Genomic DNA, 16694 nt, shown 5'->3' on the forward strand with positions numbered 1-16694 from the left:
TCAGGCCGCGCTGATGCGGGTCTGACCCGGCTCCGCCACAGGGATGCCGGAGGCGGTGTATTCGCCGAGCTTGTTGCGCAGCGTGCGGATCGAGATCCCGAGGATCTTGGCTGCATGCGTCCGGTTGCCCAGGCAATGGTCGAGCGTGTCGAGGATGAGCTCCCGCTCGACATCGGCGACGGTGTGGCCGACCAGGGAACGCGTCATCGCCTCCGCCGTCTGCGCGGCCCGGCCCGCGGCATCCCGCGAAACCGTGGCGGCAGGCCCGAGCGCCTCGCCTTCGGGCGTTAGGACAGCCGAAGCCGTGATCTCCGGCCCGCTCGCCAGCAGCACCGCGCGATGCATGGTGTTTTCCAGCTCGCGAACATTGCCCCGCCAGGCATTGGCCAGCAGCAGCTTGCGCGCGTCAGTCGCGATCGGCCGGGCCGGCAAGCCGTTCACCTCGGCGTATTTCTTTCCGAAATGCTCGGCGAGCGCCAGGATGTCGCCCGGCCGCTCGCGCAGCGCCGGCAGGCGCAGATGCACGACATTGAGCCGGTAGAACAGGTCCTCGCGGAAAGAGCCTTCGCGCACCGCATCCCCCAGATTGCGGTTCGAGGTCGCGATGATGCGGATATCGACCTTGACCGGCTGGGCGCCGCCGACGCGGTCGATCATCCGCTCCTGCAGGGCGCGCAGCAGCTTCGCCTGCAGACGGACATCCATCTCCGAGATCTCGTCGAGCAAGAGCGTGCCGCCATTGGCCTCCTCGAACTTGCCGACGCGGCGGGCGATGGCACCGGTGAAGGCGCCCTTCTCATGGCCGAACAGTTCGGATTCGAGCAGATTGTCGGGAATCGCCGCGCAGTTCACCGCGACGAAGGGCCTGTCCTTGCGGGCCGATTTCTGGTGCAAATGGCGTGCGATCACCTCCTTGCCGGTACCGCTCTCGCCGGTGACGAGCACGGGCGCCTCCGAGCGCGCGATCTGCGAGGCGAGCTGGACGACGCGCTCCATCGCCGGGTCGCGCCAGATCAGGCTGGTCTGATCGGCCGCCACGGCCTCCAGCACGGCCGCGATCAGCTCCGGGTCCGGCGGCAGCGGCACGTATTCGCGCGCGCCGGCCTGGATAGCGGCGACCGCCGCGCGGGCATCGGTCGAGGTGCCGCAGGCGATGATGGGCGTACGGATGCGCTCCGCTTCCAGCGCCGCCACATAGGCCGCGATCGGCTGCACCACGTCGATCATCAGCAGATCGGCGCCCTTGGCGCGCAGCACCGCGAGCGTCTGGTCGAGCCCTTCGGTATGGGTCACAGCCGCACCGTGCGACATCGCGATCTTGGCCGCGGCGATGATCTGTCCCTTGAGACCGCCGGCAATGATGAGGCGCATGGCTCAGGTCCTTTTGCTTGCTGTTCGTGAAGGCGGCCGCACGTTCACCGGTCCGCCTTGATGATTTCGGTCATGGTCACGCCGAGCCGCTCCTCCACGACGACGACCTCGCCGCGCGCCACCAGGCGCTCGTTGACGAAGATGTCGATCGCCTCGCCGACCCGCCGGTCGAGCTCCAGCACGGTGCCGGGCACGATCTGGAGGAGATCGCCGACCGCCACCTTCGAGGAGCCGAGCACGGCCGAAACCGTGACCGGCACGTCGAAGACCTGTTCCAGATCCTCCGCCGTCTTGACCGGCACCGGGCCCGAACGCGCAACCGAGGTATCGTTCTGATCGAACGACAGATCAGCCTGGTTGAGGGGCGGCAGATTGAGATCGTTCTGCTGGCTCATGGCTCAAACCTTCACTGCCCGGGACGGCTGCCACCGGGGAAAACACTGGCGACCGCCTGCTCGATCAGCGCCGAGAGCTGTTCGCCATCCATCACGAAGCCGCCTTCGGCCCATTCGATCCGCCCGTCGCCGGGGCGGATATCGGCTTCGCCCAGCACGATCAGGCGCCCGGCGAAGCCGTGCTCCCGCGTCATCCGCTTGACGAGCTCCTCCGCCGTCTCGACCGACGCCTCGGGGACGCGCAGGACGAGATGCGGCGCCTGCCGCGCATGGACGATGCATTCGCGCACGGCCTGCTCCAGCGCCGCCATCGGCTTCTCGGCCAGGGCCGCGCCGGCGAGCGCCTTCGCCGCAGCGAGAGCGACCTGCGCCGCCTGCTCCTCGATGGTGGCCATGCGCGCCGCCTCCAGCGCGAAGAGCCGCTCTGCCGAGCGCACGAGCTGCCCCGCAAATCCGCTGAGCTGGCCCTCGGCCTCGTTGCGGCCCTGCTCCAGGCCGGCGTGGAACCCCTCGGCCCGGGCCGCGCCGAGATCGGCCTCGCTGGCGGCCTTGCGGCTGCCCTCGCGGAAGTCGGTCCCGAACATGAATTTCGTCGCGGTCGCCTTTGCCATCTCAGTACACCAACTCGTCTTCGGCATTACCCTTCGACAGCACGATCTCGCCCTTGTCGGCGAGGTCCTTGGTCAACGTCACCAGCTTGGTCTGGGCCTCGTCGACCTCCTTGAGGCGCAAGGGACCCAGCCCTTCCATGTCGTCCTGCATGTTCTTGGCGGCGCGCTGGGACATGGCGCCGAAGAAGAAGTCGCGCATCGGCTGGCTGGCGCCCTTGAGCGCGCGCGCCAGGACGTCCTTGTCGACCTGCCGCATCAGCGTCTGCAACCCGGCGGGATCGAGCTTGGACAGATCCTCGAAGGTGAACATCAGGGCGCGGATGCGCTCGGCCGCTTCCTGGTTGGAGGCGTCGAGCGCGGACAGGAAGCGGATTTCCGTCTGCCGGTCGAAGCCGTTGAAGATCTCGGCCATCATCTCGTGCGGGTCGCGCCGGCGCGTCTGGGTCAAGGTCGAGACGAATTCGGTGCGCAGCGTGTTCTCGATATGGTCGAGCGCTTCCTTCTGCACGGATTCAAGCCGCAGCATCCGGCCGACCACCTCGATCGAGAGATCGCCGGGCAGGTTGCGCAGCACATTGGCGGCATGCTCCGGCCGGATCTTGGACAGGATCACCGCGATGGTCTGCGGGTATTCGTTCTTGAGGAAGTTCGCGAGCACCACGGCATCGATATTGCCGAGCTTCTGCCACATGTTGCGGCCGGCCGGCCCGCGGATCTCCTCCATGATCAGGGCGACCTGATCGCTCGGCAGGATCTTCTCGAGCAGCGAGATGGTGCGGTCGAAGGAGCCGGTGACGGCGCCGGCGCTGGAGAGCTTGCCGACGAAGTCCAGCATCAGCCGCTCGACCTCGTCGGCATCGACGGTGCCGAGCTCGGCCATGGCGCGGGTGATGATGCGGATCTCGTCGTCGTCGAATTCCTGCCAGATCGTCTTGCCGTGCTCCTCGCCGAGAACGAGCAGGATCACGGCGGCGCGCTGCGGCCCGGTCATCTGGGCGATCGTCATCATGCCGAAGCCGCCGCCCTCGATGGCGTCGGGAAGGCCGGTGCTGCGCGTCGCGAGGGAGCGTGTGTCTGCCATGGTTCAGCGGCCCGTCATGCCGGTGCTCGCTCATGGATCCAGCTCCGCAGCACCGCGACAGAATCGGCCGGGTTCTGGGAGACGAGCGCGCCGATCTTCTCGACCGACTGCGCCTTGAGCTGGCCCTTGACCTGGGCGATGGCGAGCATGCGCTCCGAGGGCATCTCGACCTCGGACGAAACGAGCTCGCCATTCGGACCGACCGTGGCCACGGCACGGCCGGGCACCGCCGGATCACCGGTGGGCTCGCCATCCGGCCCGACCAGCGTCCCGTTGCGCATGAAGCTCGGGATCGGCCGCACGCCGACGCTGTTGTCGGACGCAAGCACCTGCTTCAGCAGGGGACGCACGACGGTCATCAGAACGATCAGCGTGAGCAGCGAGATGACGCCGAGCTCGGCGAAGCGGACGAGGTCCTCGCGGCTAAACGACAGGAGCTGCTGCATCAGCGTCGGCTCGGTCAGGTCGCCCGGAGCCTGCGGCGCCTCGGCGAAGCGCAGATTGACGACCTCGACCTTGTCGCCGCGATTCTGGTCGAAGCCGACGGCGGTGCGCACCAGCTCGCTGATCCGGTCGAGCTCCTCGTTGCCGCGCGGCTGATAGGCCATCTCGCCGTTCTGGCCGCGGTTGTAGTTGCCGTCGACGAGCACGGCGACGGAGAGCTTCTTGATGCGCCCGCCCTCCTGCAGCTCCGTGCGGGTCGTCTTCGAGATCTCGTAATTCACCACCTCCTCGTTCTTCGAGGAGGAATCGCGCTGGTTCTGCTGCGCGCCGTTCGTCTGCTGCGCGCCGGGGAGTTCGTTGCCGACGGTGACGGTGCCGTTGCCGCCCTCAGCCGTCGCCGAAGCCTCGGTGCGGTTCTGGCTGGAGCGGACGACGCGGCTTTCCGGATCGAAGCTCTCGGAACGGCTCTCGACCCGGTTCGCATCGAGCGTGGCCGAGACCTGCACCCGCGCCCGGCCGGAGCCGACCACGCCAGCGACGATATCCTCGACCTGCGACTTGATGCGCTTCTCGATCGCGGTCTGGCGCTCGTCGAGGCCGAGCCCCAGAATGCTCTGCTCGTCCCGAGCGCCGTCGGCCAGCAGCCGGCCGCGCTCATCGACGATCGAGACGCGCTCCGGCTTCAGCCCGTCCACGGCGGAGGCGACGAGATGGCGGACCGCCCGGACCTGGGCGGCATCGAGATCGCCGGCGAGCTTGAGCGCGATCGAGGCGCGCGGCGGCTCGCGGTCACGCTCGAACAGGCGCCGCTCGGGAATGACGAGATGCACGCGCGCCGCCTGCACCCGGCTGATCGAGCGGATGGTGCGCGACAGCTCGCCCTCCAGCGCGCGCAGATGGTTGATGTTCTGCACGAAGCTGGTGGAGGAGAAGGCGTCGCCCTTGTCGAAGATCTCGTAGCCGACGCCGCCGCCGGCCGGGATGCCCTTGCCGGCGAGGTCGAGCCGCAGGCGCGGCACGTCGTCCTTGGGCACCAGCACCGTCTGCCCGTCGCCGCGCAATTCGTATTTGATCCCGCGCGCGTCGAGATCCTTGAGGATCGCGCTCGTGTCCTGGCTGGAGAGATCGGAGAACAGCACGCTCATCGCCGGCTGCGACATCTTGAGCATGACGAAGCCGAAGAAGCCGACGAGCACGAGCGTGACGGCCAGCATCGCCGCCAGACGCGCCGCACCGAATTTCGCAAACTGCTCGATAAGCCCGCTCACGCCGCCATCCGTTCCACAAAGCCGCGGGGGCTGCGCGAGTTGCGCCGCCCACTAGGCAAGTTTTTCCCAGCGCATGGTTAGCGGGCGGTTAATTTTTGCCTCCATCCCATTAATCATTTGACGAGCCGGGGCCGGCGCAGACGAAAAAGGCGCCGGTCCGGAGACCGACGCCCTGAAAAACGGGGGAGGATGCCGCCGGCTTACTGGCGGTAGTGCTGGATGCGGGTCGTGCGCAGACCGGCGAGCCCATGCTGGTCGATCGACATCTGCCAGCTCAGGAACTCGTCGACCGTCAGAGTGTAACGCTGGCAGGCTTCCTCGAGGCTGAGCAGGCCGCCGCGAACCGCCGCGACCACCTCCGCCTTGCGCCGGATGACCCAGCGCCTTGTATTCATCGGCGGGAGATCCGCGATCGTCAGCGGACTTCCGTCCGGTCCGATCACGTATTTAACCCGCGGTCGCAATGGCTCGGTCATGGTACACTCACACAACTCAACAGAGCTACTGAAGGCGAGCCTAACCTTCCGGTTTTAAGATTTACCTAAAACGATCGCGCGGGATGTCCGCGTCTGATTCGCGTCACCTCATTCGGACCGGGTGACGCTCTTCACCTTGTCGAGCGGCACGCTGATGGAGCCGATCTTGAGGCTTGGAATCGAGGTGGTGAAATCGACGCCGTCGACCACGCCGCTGATCTGCGTCTTCACCGTCAGGCTTTGCCCGGCGACGCTCGTGCCCTGGATGCTGACGGTATAGGCGCCGTCCGGCGCCTTCGTGCCGATCGAGGTCGTCCCGTCCCAGCCCAGGCTCTGGTCGCCGGCCGCGAGGCTGCGGGTCATCGTCTGCACGACGCTGCCGTTCGAATCCTTGATCGTGATCGTGGCCTGGCCGGCGGCTGAGGAATTGACCTTCCAGGACGCGTTGCCGTCCTTCAGGAGAGCGGTCGCTCCGTCCGCCGTGATGTTGGAGCCGACGAAGCTGACCGCATTCGTCGCCGTGCCGGCCGCGCTGAGGCTCAGCAGCGAGCCCAGCGTATCGTTGGTCTTGAGCTGCTGCTCGACGCCGGCGAACTGCACGAGCTGCGCGGTGAACTGGTTGGTGTCCATCGGGTCGAGCGGCGACTGGTTCTTGAGCTGCGTCGTCAGCAGCAGCAGGAACTGGTCGAAATTGCCCGCGATCGAACTGCTGCTCGAGGAGCTGCTCGACGTATTCGAAGAGCCGGAGGATCCATTCACACCTGAAACGGCCATGTTGTCTGTCCTCGCTCAGATGCTGAGATCGACGCCGCCGAGCCGCACGAGGCGGCGCTGCGGCACGGGTGTCGTGGGAAGAACGGCATCGTCGCCGGCCTCGGCAAGGGAAGGCTGGCGCGAACGCTGCGGCGCCTCCTCCTGCTGGCGATGCTGCCGGAAGGCGGATTGGTCGGACGGATCGCGCAGGCTGATATCGATGCCGCTATCGGAGGGCTTGAGCCCTGCCTGCTCGAAGGCCCGCTCCAGCGTGCGCGCATCGCGCTGCAGCAGATGCAGGGTCTCGACGCGGTCGACGACGAGGCGGGCGCTGACCTCGCCCTTGTCGGAAATGGAGAGATTGACGTCGACGCGCCCGAGCTCGTCGGGATCGAGCCGGATATCGAATTGCCGGGCGCCCGAAAGCGCGCGCAGGCCGATCTCGATCGGCACGACATGCAGGGGCGTCGCCGGGAGCGCGGCCTGACCTGCTCCGGACGGCAGGGCGGGGTTCGGCGTGGCAGCAGCCTGGTCGAGCGGCGACAGGGAGTGGACCGTCCCGGTCCCCCCCACCGCCTGCTGGACCAGCGTGGTAAGGTCGATCGGCGCCAGCGCCTGCTGCGCGGCTTCGGCCGGCTTGGCTTCGCCGGCCACGACAGCAGGCCCCTGGGCAGGAAGCCCCTGCGCGGCATCCGCCTTCGCGCCGGCAACGGCGGCATCGGCATCGACGGACTTGTGGGCTTGCCCAGCATGCTGCGAGCTCTCGCCCGGCGTGGCTCCGGTCAGCGCGGCGCCGAAAGCCGGCTTGCCCGCCGACGCATCGGCACTGCCGGCCTGAGCCGCAAGGGCGCGTTCGGCCTGGAGCTGTGCCTTCGTGACGGGCCCCGCTCCGACCGGCACGGCTCCGCCTTTCGCAGCCGCGGCCTCGTCCGGCTTCTCGCCGCCAGCCGTCGCTGCGGGCAAGGACAGCGACAGGACTGCCGCGACCGGCTGCGGGACAGGCTTTTGATCCACCGGCGCAACCGCCGCTTCGCCGGAAACCTTGTCGCTGGCGTCCTTGTCCGCAGACGCCGCCTCCGCGCCTTCGGCTTTCTTGTCCTTGTTCTCGCCGGCCTTCTTGCCGCCCTTCTCTCCGGCTTCCGCCGTTCCGGTGGCCTTGCCCTCCGGCGAGGCGCCCTGCCCCTGCGCGGCGGCGAGGAGCTCGGCCAGCGTGCCGATGAAGGAATCCGGCTGGACGGGCGGAGAGCGCGTCGGTGTCGCCGCGTCGGCAGATTCCGGGGCCTTGCCGGGCTTGCCGGCCGTCGCCTCCGCCGCGGCCTTCGCGTCCTGCGGTTGAGTTGCAGCCCGCGTGCCGTCGACAGCCGCGCCCTTCTTCGGCTCCGGCGAGCCCGACGAAGCGTCGGCCGTCTCCGGCAGGGAGAAGCCCTCGCCGCTTCCGGCAGCGCCGGCCTCGGCAGGACGGCGGCGCGGCGCCGGCGTCTCCTTGGCGGGCGAGGTGTTGAACACGGTTTCGACAGGCATGAACGGTTCCGCAACGCGGGCAAAGGGCACCCGCTTGCGGTCAGCAAGTTGCGCGCCAGGGGCGGCCGCCTATATTTCAATGGCTTAGCCCGTCACGTCCTGCGTTTCCGGCGGCAGAATCCGCCTTCACCTCCATCGGGCCGGCAGGATTTGCCGATCGCGCTGGCCGCAGGCGGCCAAAGCCGATATAGAACCGCCAATCGCGCGAAACGCGCTCCTGAACCTCGATCCCGAATGACCACGGCCCTCAACTCCCTCGATATCGCCAAGCCGCCCTCGGCCACGCGCGTGGTCGCGGCGATGTCGGGCGGCGTGGATTCCTCGGTCGTGGCCGCCTTGCTGAAGCGCGAGGGCTACGACGTGGTCGGCGTCACGCTGCAGCTTTACGATCACGGCGCGGCCGTCCATCGGGCGGGCGCCTGCTGCGCCGGCCAGGATATCCACGATGCCCGCCGCGTCGCCGAGACCATCGGCATCCCGCACTATGTGCTGGATTACGAGAGCCGCTTCCGCGACGCGGTGATCGAGCGCTTCGCCGAGAGCTATCTCGCCGGCGAGACGCCGATCCCCTGCGTCGAGTGCAACCGGACCGTAAAGTTCCGCGACCTGCTCGATCTGGCGAAGGAACTCGGCGCCGATGCGCTGGCGACCGGCCATTACGTCGTCAGCCGCGATCTCGGCGATGGCCATCGCGGCCTGTTCCGCGCCGCCGACATGAATCGCGACCAGAGCTATTTCCTCTATGCCACGACGCAGGAGCAGCTCGACCTGCTGCGCTTCCCGCTGGGCGGCATCGACAAGGCGCAGACCCGCGCGCTTGCCGCCGAGCTCGGCCTCGCCATTGCCGACAAGCCCGACAGCCAGGACATCTGCTTCGTCCCGAACGGCCGCTACGCCGACGTGATCGAGCGGCTGAAGCCCGGCGCCGCCCGCCCCGGCGAGATCGTCCATCTCGACGGGCGCGTGCTCGGCCAGCATGACGGCGTGCTCCACTACACCGTCGGCCAGCGCAAGGGCTTGCGGCTCAGCGCCGCCGAGCCGCTTTACGTTCTGCGGCTCGATGCCGATGACGCCCGCGTCATCGTCGGTCCGCGCGAGGCGCTGAGCGTGCGCGAGGTCCGCCTGCGTGATCTGAACTGGCTCGGCGGCATGGCGCTCGACGCGCTTCCGCCGGAAGGGCTCGACGTTGCCGTGCGCGTCCGCTCGACGCGTGCACCGCGCGAGGCGCGGCTCTTCCGCGACGACGAGGGGCTGCGCATCGAGCTCGCCACCGATGAGGAAGGCGTCTCGCCCGGCCAGGCCTGCGTCATCTATACCGATGCCGGCCCCGGAGCGCAGGTGCTCGGCGGCGGCACGATCCTGCGCCGGCCGCTCGCCATGCCCGCCTCGCCCTCCCCGGCGGCGCTCGCCTTGTCCTGACGCAGCGGCCGCGTCGCTCACCTTGCCTGTTCGGAATCGTCGATGCCGGTGACAGACCACCTCGAAACCCAGAAGCGCGCCTATGCCACCTGGGCCAAGTTCTACGACAAGATCTATCAGCGCATGCTGTCCCGGCCGCAGCGCGAGGCCGTGGCGGCGGCTTGCGCCTGCGGACCCGAGATTCTCGAGATCGGCGTCGGCACCGGGCTGACCCTGCCCTATTTCACGCCGGAATCCCGCGTCGTCGGGGCCGACCTCTCGCTCGACATGCTGAAGGTCGCGAACCGCAAGGTCGCTTCCGGCGGCCTTGGCCATGTTCGCGGCCTGACTGTGATGGATGCCTGCCGGCTCGGCTTCGAGGCGGAGCGCTTCGACGCGGTGACGGCGCAATTCGTGATCACGCTCGTCCCTGACCCCGAGCAGGCGCTGGCCGAGATGGACCGTGTGCTGAAGCCGGGTGGCGAGATCGTCATCTCGAGCCGCCTCGTCGACGATGGCGGCGCGCTCGCGCCCTTCTGGGCGGCCGTGGCGCCGCTGGCGCGGGCGATCGGCTGGAGCAGCGACTTCAAGGTCAGCCGCCTGACGGACTGGGCGGCCCGGACCGGGCGCTACGACACGGTCCATATCGGCCGCGGCTATTTCAAGGTCGTGCGGCTGCGCAAGCGCGCCTCGCTCCCGACCTGATCCGGCTCGCGCGGGATAATCCCGGACGAGGCTTGACGAGGGCCGTCCCCGCCCCCTATACCGCGCCCCTGTGACGGGTCGCCGACGGCGACGGCCGGAACATGTGGCGGGGTAGCTCAGCTGGTTAGAGCAGCGGAATCATAATCCGCGTGTCGGGGGTTCAAGTCCCTCTCCCGCTACCATCAATTCCCCCCTATCCCCCCATGCGGCGGGTCGGGAAATGGTCGCCGCCGACGAGCTTCGTCAGGTGGCCTTTCGATAGACATCTCTGAATCCTTCCCGGCCTCGGCCGAATGATCCGTCGCTGTCGCGATCAGGTCGCGCGGGCGGTTTCGACTCTTCTCCGTAAAGCTCGCAGGGCGCGGGCCGAGCCATCCTTCTTCCCCGAGCGCTTCGCCGCGCCCGGACGATCCGACCGTTTCAGCGCTTCCTAAGCACTGCCGCAAGAATTCGTATTTTTCCAGGCTCGGGCCGCCCTCTAGACCAATGCCGTAGCGCGCCTCCTCGCGCGGAAGCTTTCGAGATCGGCAAGGGCGGATGATGTCAGTTGAGAAGGTCGATACGCTCGTCATCGGCGCCGGCCAGGCGGGGCTCGCCATGAGCGAGCATCTGGGCCGATGCGGCGTGCCTCATCTCGTCCTGGAGCGGCAGCGCATCGCCGAGCGCTGGCGTTCGGAGCGTTGGGATTCCCTCGTCGCCAACGGACCGGCCTGGCACGATCGCTTCCCGGGCATGACCTTCGCCGATGTCGAAGGCGGCGTCGGCCCGGACGACTTCCCCGGCAAGGAAACGGTCGCCGATTATTTCGTCGCCTATGCGAAGAAGATCGCGGCGCCGATCCGCTGCGGCGTCGAGGTTCTGAAGGTCGAACGCAATGCCGGCCGCTCCGGCTTCCGCGTGGAGACGTCGGACGGCGTGATCGAGGCCGAGCGCGTCGTCGCCGCGACCGGCCCCTTCCAGACGCCGGTGATTCCGACGGTCGTGCCGGCCGGGACCGACATCTTGCAGATGCATTCCACCGGCTATCGCAATCCCGCCCAGTTGCCGGAAGGCGCCGTTCTGGTCGTGGGCTCCGGCTCCTCCGGCGCGCAGATCGCCGAAGAGCTGATGCAGGCGGGTCGCCGCGTCTATCTCTCGGTCGGCCCGCATGACCGGCCGCCGCGGGCCTATCGCGGCCGGGACTTCTGCTGGTGGCTGGGCGTGCTCGGCAAATGGGACGCCGCGGCGCGCGAGCCTGGCAAAGAGCATGTCACCATCGCCGTCAGCGGCGCGCAGGGCGGCCACACCATCGACTTCCGCCGCCTGGCCGCGCAGGGCATGGTCCTGGTCGGACGCACGGAATCCTGTGCGGACGGCGTCATCCGCTTCGCTCCCGATCTCGTCGAGAACCTGCGGGCGGGCGACGAGAACCACGACGCTCTGCTCGACGAGGCGGACGCCTATGTCGCCCGCAACGGCCTCGATCTTCCCGAGGAGCCGCAGGCGCGCGTCAGGGTTCCGGATGCCGACTGCATCGCCCGACCGATCCTGTCGCTCGATCTCGCGGACGCCGGCATCGGCACGATCATCTGGGCGACGGGCTTCCTCGCCGATTATGGCTGGATGCAGGTCGACGCGTTCGACGAGAGCGGCAAGCCCAGGCACCAGCGCGGCGTCTCCTGCGAGCCCGGCATCTACTTCCTCGGCCTGCCCTGGCAGTCGCGGCGCGGCTCCAGCTTCATCTGGGGGGTCTGGCACGATGCGAAATACGTCGCCGACCAGATCGTGATCCAGCGGCAGTACATGGCCTATCACGAGGCCGCCCGGCGCGAGTTCGAACCGGCCTGACCGCTACGACCAACGAAACACAGAGTTCCGACGGAGGCCGACATGGCGCATACCCGCATCCGCAAGTTCAACACCAGGGACACCTATCCCGAGCAGAAGCTCGACAACGACCTCGCCCAGGCGGTCGTCACCCAGGGCGGCAAGATCGTCTGGCTGCGCGGCCAGTGCCCGCAGAACCTCGACGATGCCAAGAACATCGACAGCCACGACCCGGTCGAACAGACCCATAAGGTCATGCAGAACATCAAGCAGCTGATCGAGGAGGCCGGCGGCTCGATGGAGCATCTGGTCAAGGTCGTGGTCTACATCACCGATGTCCGCCATCGCGAGGCGGTCTATCGCACCATGGGCGAGTACATCAAAGGCGTGCATCCGGTCTCGACCGGGCTCGTGGTGCAGGCGCTCGCCCGGCCGGAATGGCTCGTCGAGATCGACGGCACCGCCGTGATCCCGGAGTGATCGCATGACCTTCTCGCTGGTCGCCCGCTGCACCCGCACCGGCATGTTCGGGGTCGCGATCTCCTCCTCCTCGCCGGCGGTCGCGGCGCGCTGCGCCTATGCGCGCGCCGGTGTCGGGGCCGTGGCCTCGCAGAACGTCACCGACCCGACGCTGGGCCCGCTGGCGCTCGACCTGATGGAAGGCGGCATGCGCGCCACGGACGCCATCGCCGAAGTCCGCAGGCGCGGGAAATTCATCGAATACCGGCAGGTGCTGGCGGTCGACCGCGACGGCGAGACGGCGATCCACTCCGGCCCGAACTCGCTGGGCATCTGGACGCAGGCGCAGGCCCGTGACGTTGCCTCCGGCGGCAACCTTCTCGCCAATGACGGCGTGCCGCAGGCGATCGTCGACGGTTTCCTGGCCTCCTCCGGCCATCTCGGCGACAGGCTGATCGCCGCGATGCGGGCCGGCCTTGCCGCCGGTGGTGAAGCCGGACCGGTCCATTCGGCGGGGATGAAGATCGTCGACAAGGTCAGCTGGCCGGTCGCCGATCTGCGCTGTGACTGGACGGAAGATTGCCCGATCGAGGCGGTGGCGAGCGCCTGGGAGGTCTACAAGCCGCAGCTCGACGCCTATATCCAGCGCGCGCTCGATCCGCGGCAGGCGCCCTCCTACGGCGTTCCCGGAGACGAATGAGCGCCCAGCCATCGCCTGCTGGCTTCAGTTAGGTCAAGGCTCGATACGCGGCCGGTCGGTCATCACCGGCGCGATCATGCCGGGGATGTAGGCGCGCGAGATGCAAGCTTCGCAATGCGCCTGGAAAGCCTCGATCAGCTTGGACTTGGCGAGCGCCGCCAGCGTCGCCACGCCGATGGTCATCGGGCGGTGCTGGCCGGCGAGCCGGACCGAGACCAGCCTGCGCCCGTCGAGCGACTGATCCGAACGCGGCCGGACGTTGAACAGCGAATAGCCGACGCCATTGGCGACCAAGGCCCGCACCAGATCGGGATGGGCCGAACGCGCCACGATCGTCGGCACCACGTCGGCCGTCATGAACAAGGCGAGGAAATATTCGCGGCTCAGCGGGAGGTCGAGCAGCACGAGCGGCTGGTCCGCGAGCTCCGCGAGGGTGACAGCGCTCTGGCGCGCCAGCGGATGCGTATCCGCCACGATGATATGCGGCGGCAGGCTGACCAGCGGCGCAAAGGCGATATCGTCGGGCAATTGCAGATCATAGGTCAGCGCCACATCGACCTCGGAGCGACGCAGCCCCCTCAGCAGATCCTCCTGATTGCCCTCGACATAGCGGATCGTGGTCTCGGGGAAGGCGGCGACGAAACTGTTGCTCAGCTCCGGCACCAGCATCGGCGCCAGCGTCACCATGCAGCCCAGAGAGAGCGTGCCGCGCACGGTCCCGGTCGTTTCCGAGGCGACGGTGTAGAGGCTCTCCGCCTGGGCCACGACCCGCTTCGCCTCGCTCAACAGCGCGCGGCCGACCGGTGTCAGCGACAGGCCCTGGGCGTGATGGCGAATGAAGAGCTGCGCGTTCAGCTCCCGCTCCAGATGCGAGATCGCGGTCGAGATCGAGGGCTGCGAGATATGGATCATCTCGGAGGCGACGGTGATGCTGCCCGTCTCGCCGGCCGCGATGAAATATTCGAGTTGGCGCAGGGAGAACCGCATCGCGACAGCATAAAGCACGGGAGAAGCTGGCCCGCAAAGCGGAGCACCTCAGGCCGCGATCCGCCCGAGCAGCCGGTCCATCATCCGGTCGCAGGCGGCGAGCTGGTCGAGCGCGATGAACTCGTCGGCCTTGTGCCCCTGCTCCATCGAACCCGGCCCGCAGACCAGCACGGGAATGCCGAGACGCTGCGAAAACAGCCCGCCCTCCGTGCCGAAAGCGACCTTGCGCAGTGCGCTCTCATCGAGGATCCCGCTCAGGAAGGCGACCGCCTCGGAGGATGCCGGCGTCGCCAGCCCGGGATAGTCGTTCAGCCGTTCGAAGCCGATATCGGCCTGCGGAAAGCGTGCCCGCTGCGCGGCGACGAGTGCGGCCGCCTCGTCCATCAGCCGGGTCAGGATCGCCTCGGGATCGTCCTCGGCGACGTTGCGGATCTCGAAATCGACCGTGCAGCGCTCCGGCACGATGTTGAGCGCGGTGCCGCCCTCGATGCGCCCGGCATGCAGCGTCGTGTAGGGGATGTCGTAATCGCCGTCACGCGGGCCGTCCCGCTCGATCTCGCCTTGCAGCCCGCGCAGCGCGCCGACGAAGTCGCAGGCGAGATGGATCGCGTTCAGGGCTTTGGGCGCCAGGGCGGAGTGCCCGGTGACGCCGCAGCAGGTCGCCCGCGCCGCGAGCTTGCCCTTATGCCCGGTCGCGATCGCCATCGAAGTAGGCTCGCCGATGATCGCGAGCTTCGGCCGCAACGGGCGCGTCGCCAGCCGGTCGATCAGCGAGCGCACGCCGACGCAGCCGATCTCCTCGTCATGGCTGAAGGCGAGGTGCAGCGGCGTTTCGAGCTTCCGCGTCGCGGCACGCGCGGCCAGCGCGAGCGCCGAGGCGACGAAGCCCTTCATATCGGCCGCGCCGCGCCCATAGGCGCGCCCGTCCGCGACCCGCAGCCGGAACGGGTCGTGGCTCCAGCCCTGGCCGTCGACCGGCACGACGTCGGTATGGCCCGACAGCATGACGCCCGGCCGATCCTTCGGGCCGATGGTGGCGAAGAGATTGGCCTTGCGCCCGTCCTCGGCCTCGACGATCTCGCTCTCGATGCCGTGCCCGGCGAGGAAGCCGCGCGCGAAATCGATCAGCGGCCGGTTCGGATCGCGGCTGACGGTGGCGAAACCCACCAGCCTGTCGAGGATCGCCAGCGTGTCCATGACCACCCCGTCCGGTTCAAAGATAGAGATGCCGGACGGCGTCGCTGCCGAGCAGCTCGGCGGCGCTGCCCGCCGCCACGACCCGGCCTTTGGTGAGCAGGATGCCGCGATGGGCGATGGAAAGCGCCATCTCGGCGTTCTGCTCGATCAGCAGCACGGTCGTGCCGCCGCGGTTCACCGCCGCGACCGTGTCGAAATATTCGTCGATCAGCTTCGGCGACAAGCCCAGCGAGGGCTCGTCCATGATCACGAATTTCGGCTTGCCGACGAGCGCGCGCGCCAGCGCCACCATTGCCTGCTCGCCGCCCGAGAGCGTGCCGGCGCGCTGCCGGATGCGCTCCCGCACCCGCGGGAACAGCTCCAGCATCTCCTCCAGCCGCTCCTCGAAGCCGGCCTGGTGCCCCTGCGCCTCGTAGCCGAGGCGGATGTTGTCACGGACGGAAATGTCGCCGAACAGGCGCCGCCCCTCCGGCACGAAGCCGACGCCGAGCGCGCTGAGCGCTTCCGTGCGCGAGCCCTTGAGATCCTGTCCCATGATCGCAATGCGCCCGCGCGCCAGCGGCAGCAGCGCCGAGATGGCCCGGAAGATCGTGGTCTTGCCCGCCCCGTTGGGCCCGAGGATGCAGACCAGCTCGCCCGGCTCGACATTGAGCGAGACGTCCCGCAGCATCGCCACGACGCCGTAATTGGTGTCGACGTTCTCAAGCCTGAGCATGCTGCGCTCCCTTCCGGCCGAGATAGGCTTCCTGCACGCGCGGGATCAGGCGGACCTCCTCATAGGTGCCCTCGGCGAGCTTCTGCCCGTAATCGAGGACGAGCACCCGCTGCGGCAGCGACGCGATCAGGCGCATGTCGTGCTCGATGATCATGAGGGCGAGCTCCGGCCGCTCGGCGCAGACCGAGCGGATATCGTCCATCAGCGCGTCGGTGTCGGAATCGTCCATGCCCGAGGATGGCTCGTCGAGCAGCAGCACCTTGGGCTCGCTGGCCAACGCGCGCGCGATCTCGAGACGCCTGCGGTCGGCCTGTGGCAGTTCCCCGGCCGGCCGGTGGCGCTGGGCGTGGAGCTCGCGGGAGACCGCCTTGAGCAGACGCTCGGCCAGTTCCGCCGCCGCGTCGAGCTCGGCCTCGGCCTTTCGGCGGTTGAAGATAGCGTCGAAGATCCCGGTCTTCATATGGGTGTGGCGGCCGATGATGACGTTGTCGAGCACCGAGAGGTCGGCAAAGAGCCGGCTCGACTGGAAGGTCCGCGCGATGCCCTTGGCGACGATGCGATGGGCCGGCTGCCCGTTGAGCAGCTCGCCCTCCAGCCTGACCTCGCCTGAGGACGGAACGTACAGCCCGGTGATGATGTTGAGCAGGGTCGACTTGCCGGCCCCGTTCGGGCCGATGATGCCCAGCACCTCGCCCTTGCGCAGCGAGAAGTCGACCTCGGCCATGGCGACCAGGCCGCCGAAGCGCATGGTCAGATCCTTGCCCTCGAGCAGGGCCCGGCTTTCTGGAGTGACTGGCGCGTTCATTG

At 68.3% G+C, this 16694-nt stretch carries 17 protein-coding genes and 1 tRNA gene; 6 read left to right on the forward strand and 12 right to left on the reverse strand.

Going from position 1 to position 16694, the window contains the following annotated elements; all coding sequences use genetic code 11:
• The 8 genes from GY40_RS05640 to GY40_RS05675 form a co-directional block, all read right to left on the reverse strand.
• A complete protein-coding gene (locus GY40_RS05640) occupies positions 1–1371 on the reverse strand; it encodes a sigma-54-dependent transcriptional regulator FlbD (protein WP_038359340.1) in 1371 nt (456 codons plus the stop codon).
• Positions 1372–1415: 44 nt separating this feature from the next.
• Positions 1416–1766 (reverse strand): flagellar motor switch protein FliN, encoded by a 351-nt coding sequence (gene fliN, locus GY40_RS05645; protein WP_038359342.1) that lies wholly within the window; start codon positions 1764–1766, stop codon positions 1416–1418.
• 11 nt (positions 1767–1777) lie between these two features.
• On the reverse strand, positions 1778–2377 hold the full coding sequence (locus GY40_RS05650; protein WP_051987542.1) for a FliH/SctL family protein: 600 nt from the start codon (positions 2375–2377) through the stop codon (positions 1778–1780).
• A gap of 1 nt (position 2378) precedes the next feature.
• On the reverse strand, positions 2379–3386 hold the full coding sequence (gene fliG, locus GY40_RS05655) for a flagellar motor switch protein FliG (protein ID WP_248311119.1): 1008 nt from the start codon (positions 3384–3386) through the stop codon (positions 2379–2381).
• Between the two features lie 86 nt (positions 3387–3472).
• The gene (gene fliF / locus GY40_RS05660; RefSeq protein WP_038359345.1) at positions 3473–5170 is read right to left on the reverse strand and encodes a flagellar basal-body MS-ring/collar protein FliF; all 1698 of its coding nucleotides are present in this window, start codon (positions 5168–5170) and stop codon (positions 3473–3475) included.
• 200 nt (positions 5171–5370) lie between these two features.
• Complete coding sequence (locus GY40_RS05665; protein WP_038359348.1) at positions 5371–5646, reverse strand: CtrA inhibitor SciP; 276 nt, start codon at positions 5644–5646, stop codon at positions 5371–5373.
• A gap of 108 nt (positions 5647–5754) precedes the next feature.
• Complete coding sequence (locus GY40_RS05670) at positions 5755–6420, reverse strand: flagellar hook assembly protein FlgD (RefSeq protein WP_038359350.1); 666 nt, start codon at positions 6418–6420, stop codon at positions 5755–5757.
• Between the two features lie 15 nt (positions 6421–6435).
• Positions 6436–7920 carry a flagellar hook-length control protein FliK gene (locus tag GY40_RS05675; protein ID WP_038359352.1) on the reverse strand — a complete coding sequence of 495 codons (1485 nt, stop codon included), beginning with the start codon at positions 7918–7920 and terminating at the stop codon, positions 6436–6438.
• Between the two features lie 234 nt (positions 7921–8154).
• Between GY40_RS05675 and mnmA the strand changes: the two genes are divergently transcribed.
• The 6 genes from mnmA (at position 8155) to GY40_RS05705 (ending at position 12988) form a co-directional block, all read left to right on the forward strand.
• The gene (mnmA, locus tag GY40_RS05680) at positions 8155–9339 is read left to right on the forward strand and encodes a tRNA 2-thiouridine(34) synthase MnmA (RefSeq protein ID WP_038359355.1); all 1185 of its coding nucleotides are present in this window, start codon (positions 8155–8157) and stop codon (positions 9337–9339) included.
• A 42-nt stretch (positions 9340–9381) separates the two neighbouring features.
• On the forward strand, positions 9382–10023 hold the full coding sequence (locus tag GY40_RS05685) for a class I SAM-dependent methyltransferase (RefSeq protein WP_038359356.1): 642 nt from the start codon (positions 9382–9384) through the stop codon (positions 10021–10023).
• A gap of 105 nt (positions 10024–10128) precedes the next feature.
• Positions 10129–10205 (forward strand) — tRNA-Met (locus GY40_RS05690).
• A 358-nt stretch (positions 10206–10563) separates the two neighbouring features.
• Positions 10564–11850: a flavin-containing monooxygenase gene (locus GY40_RS05695; RefSeq protein ID WP_038360207.1), complete on the forward strand. Its 1287-nt coding sequence runs from the start codon at positions 10564–10566 to the stop codon at positions 11848–11850.
• A gap of 42 nt (positions 11851–11892) precedes the next feature.
• Complete coding sequence (locus GY40_RS05700; protein ID WP_038359358.1) at positions 11893–12309, forward strand: RidA family protein; 417 nt, start codon at positions 11893–11895, stop codon at positions 12307–12309.
• 4 nt (positions 12310–12313) lie between these two features.
• Entirely contained in the window at positions 12314–12988 is a 675-nt protein-coding gene (locus tag GY40_RS05705) for a DUF1028 domain-containing protein (protein WP_038359361.1), read from the forward strand.
• A gap of 33 nt (positions 12989–13021) precedes the next feature.
• Here the strand turns inward: GY40_RS05705 and GY40_RS05710 are convergent, their stop codons facing one another.
• From GY40_RS05710 to GY40_RS05725, 4 genes are read right to left on the reverse strand one after another with little or no spacing between them, the layout of a single operon-like run.
• Entirely contained in the window at positions 13022–13975 is a 954-nt protein-coding gene (locus tag GY40_RS05710; RefSeq protein WP_038360209.1) for a LysR family transcriptional regulator, read from the reverse strand.
• A 48-nt stretch (positions 13976–14023) separates the two neighbouring features.
• Positions 14024–15172 carry an acetylornithine deacetylase gene (gene argE / locus GY40_RS05715; protein ID WP_038359364.1) on the reverse strand — a complete coding sequence of 383 codons (1149 nt, stop codon included), beginning with the start codon at positions 15170–15172 and terminating at the stop codon, positions 14024–14026.
• 16 nt (positions 15173–15188) lie between these two features.
• Positions 15189–15887: an ABC transporter ATP-binding protein gene (locus GY40_RS05720; RefSeq protein WP_038359365.1), complete on the reverse strand. Its 699-nt coding sequence runs from the start codon at positions 15885–15887 to the stop codon at positions 15189–15191.
• A complete protein-coding gene (locus GY40_RS05725) occupies positions 15874–16692 on the reverse strand; it encodes an ABC transporter ATP-binding protein (RefSeq protein ID WP_038359368.1) in 819 nt (272 codons plus the stop codon). Before GY40_RS05725 ends, GY40_RS05720 begins: the two co-directional genes overlap by 14 nt.
• Positions 16693–16694: the final 2 nt, after the last annotated feature.

The organism is Allobosea sp. UNC402CLCol, from assembly GCF_000745475.1.
Taxonomy (GTDB): domain Bacteria; phylum Pseudomonadota; class Alphaproteobacteria; order Rhizobiales; family Beijerinckiaceae; genus Allobosea; species Allobosea spartocytisi.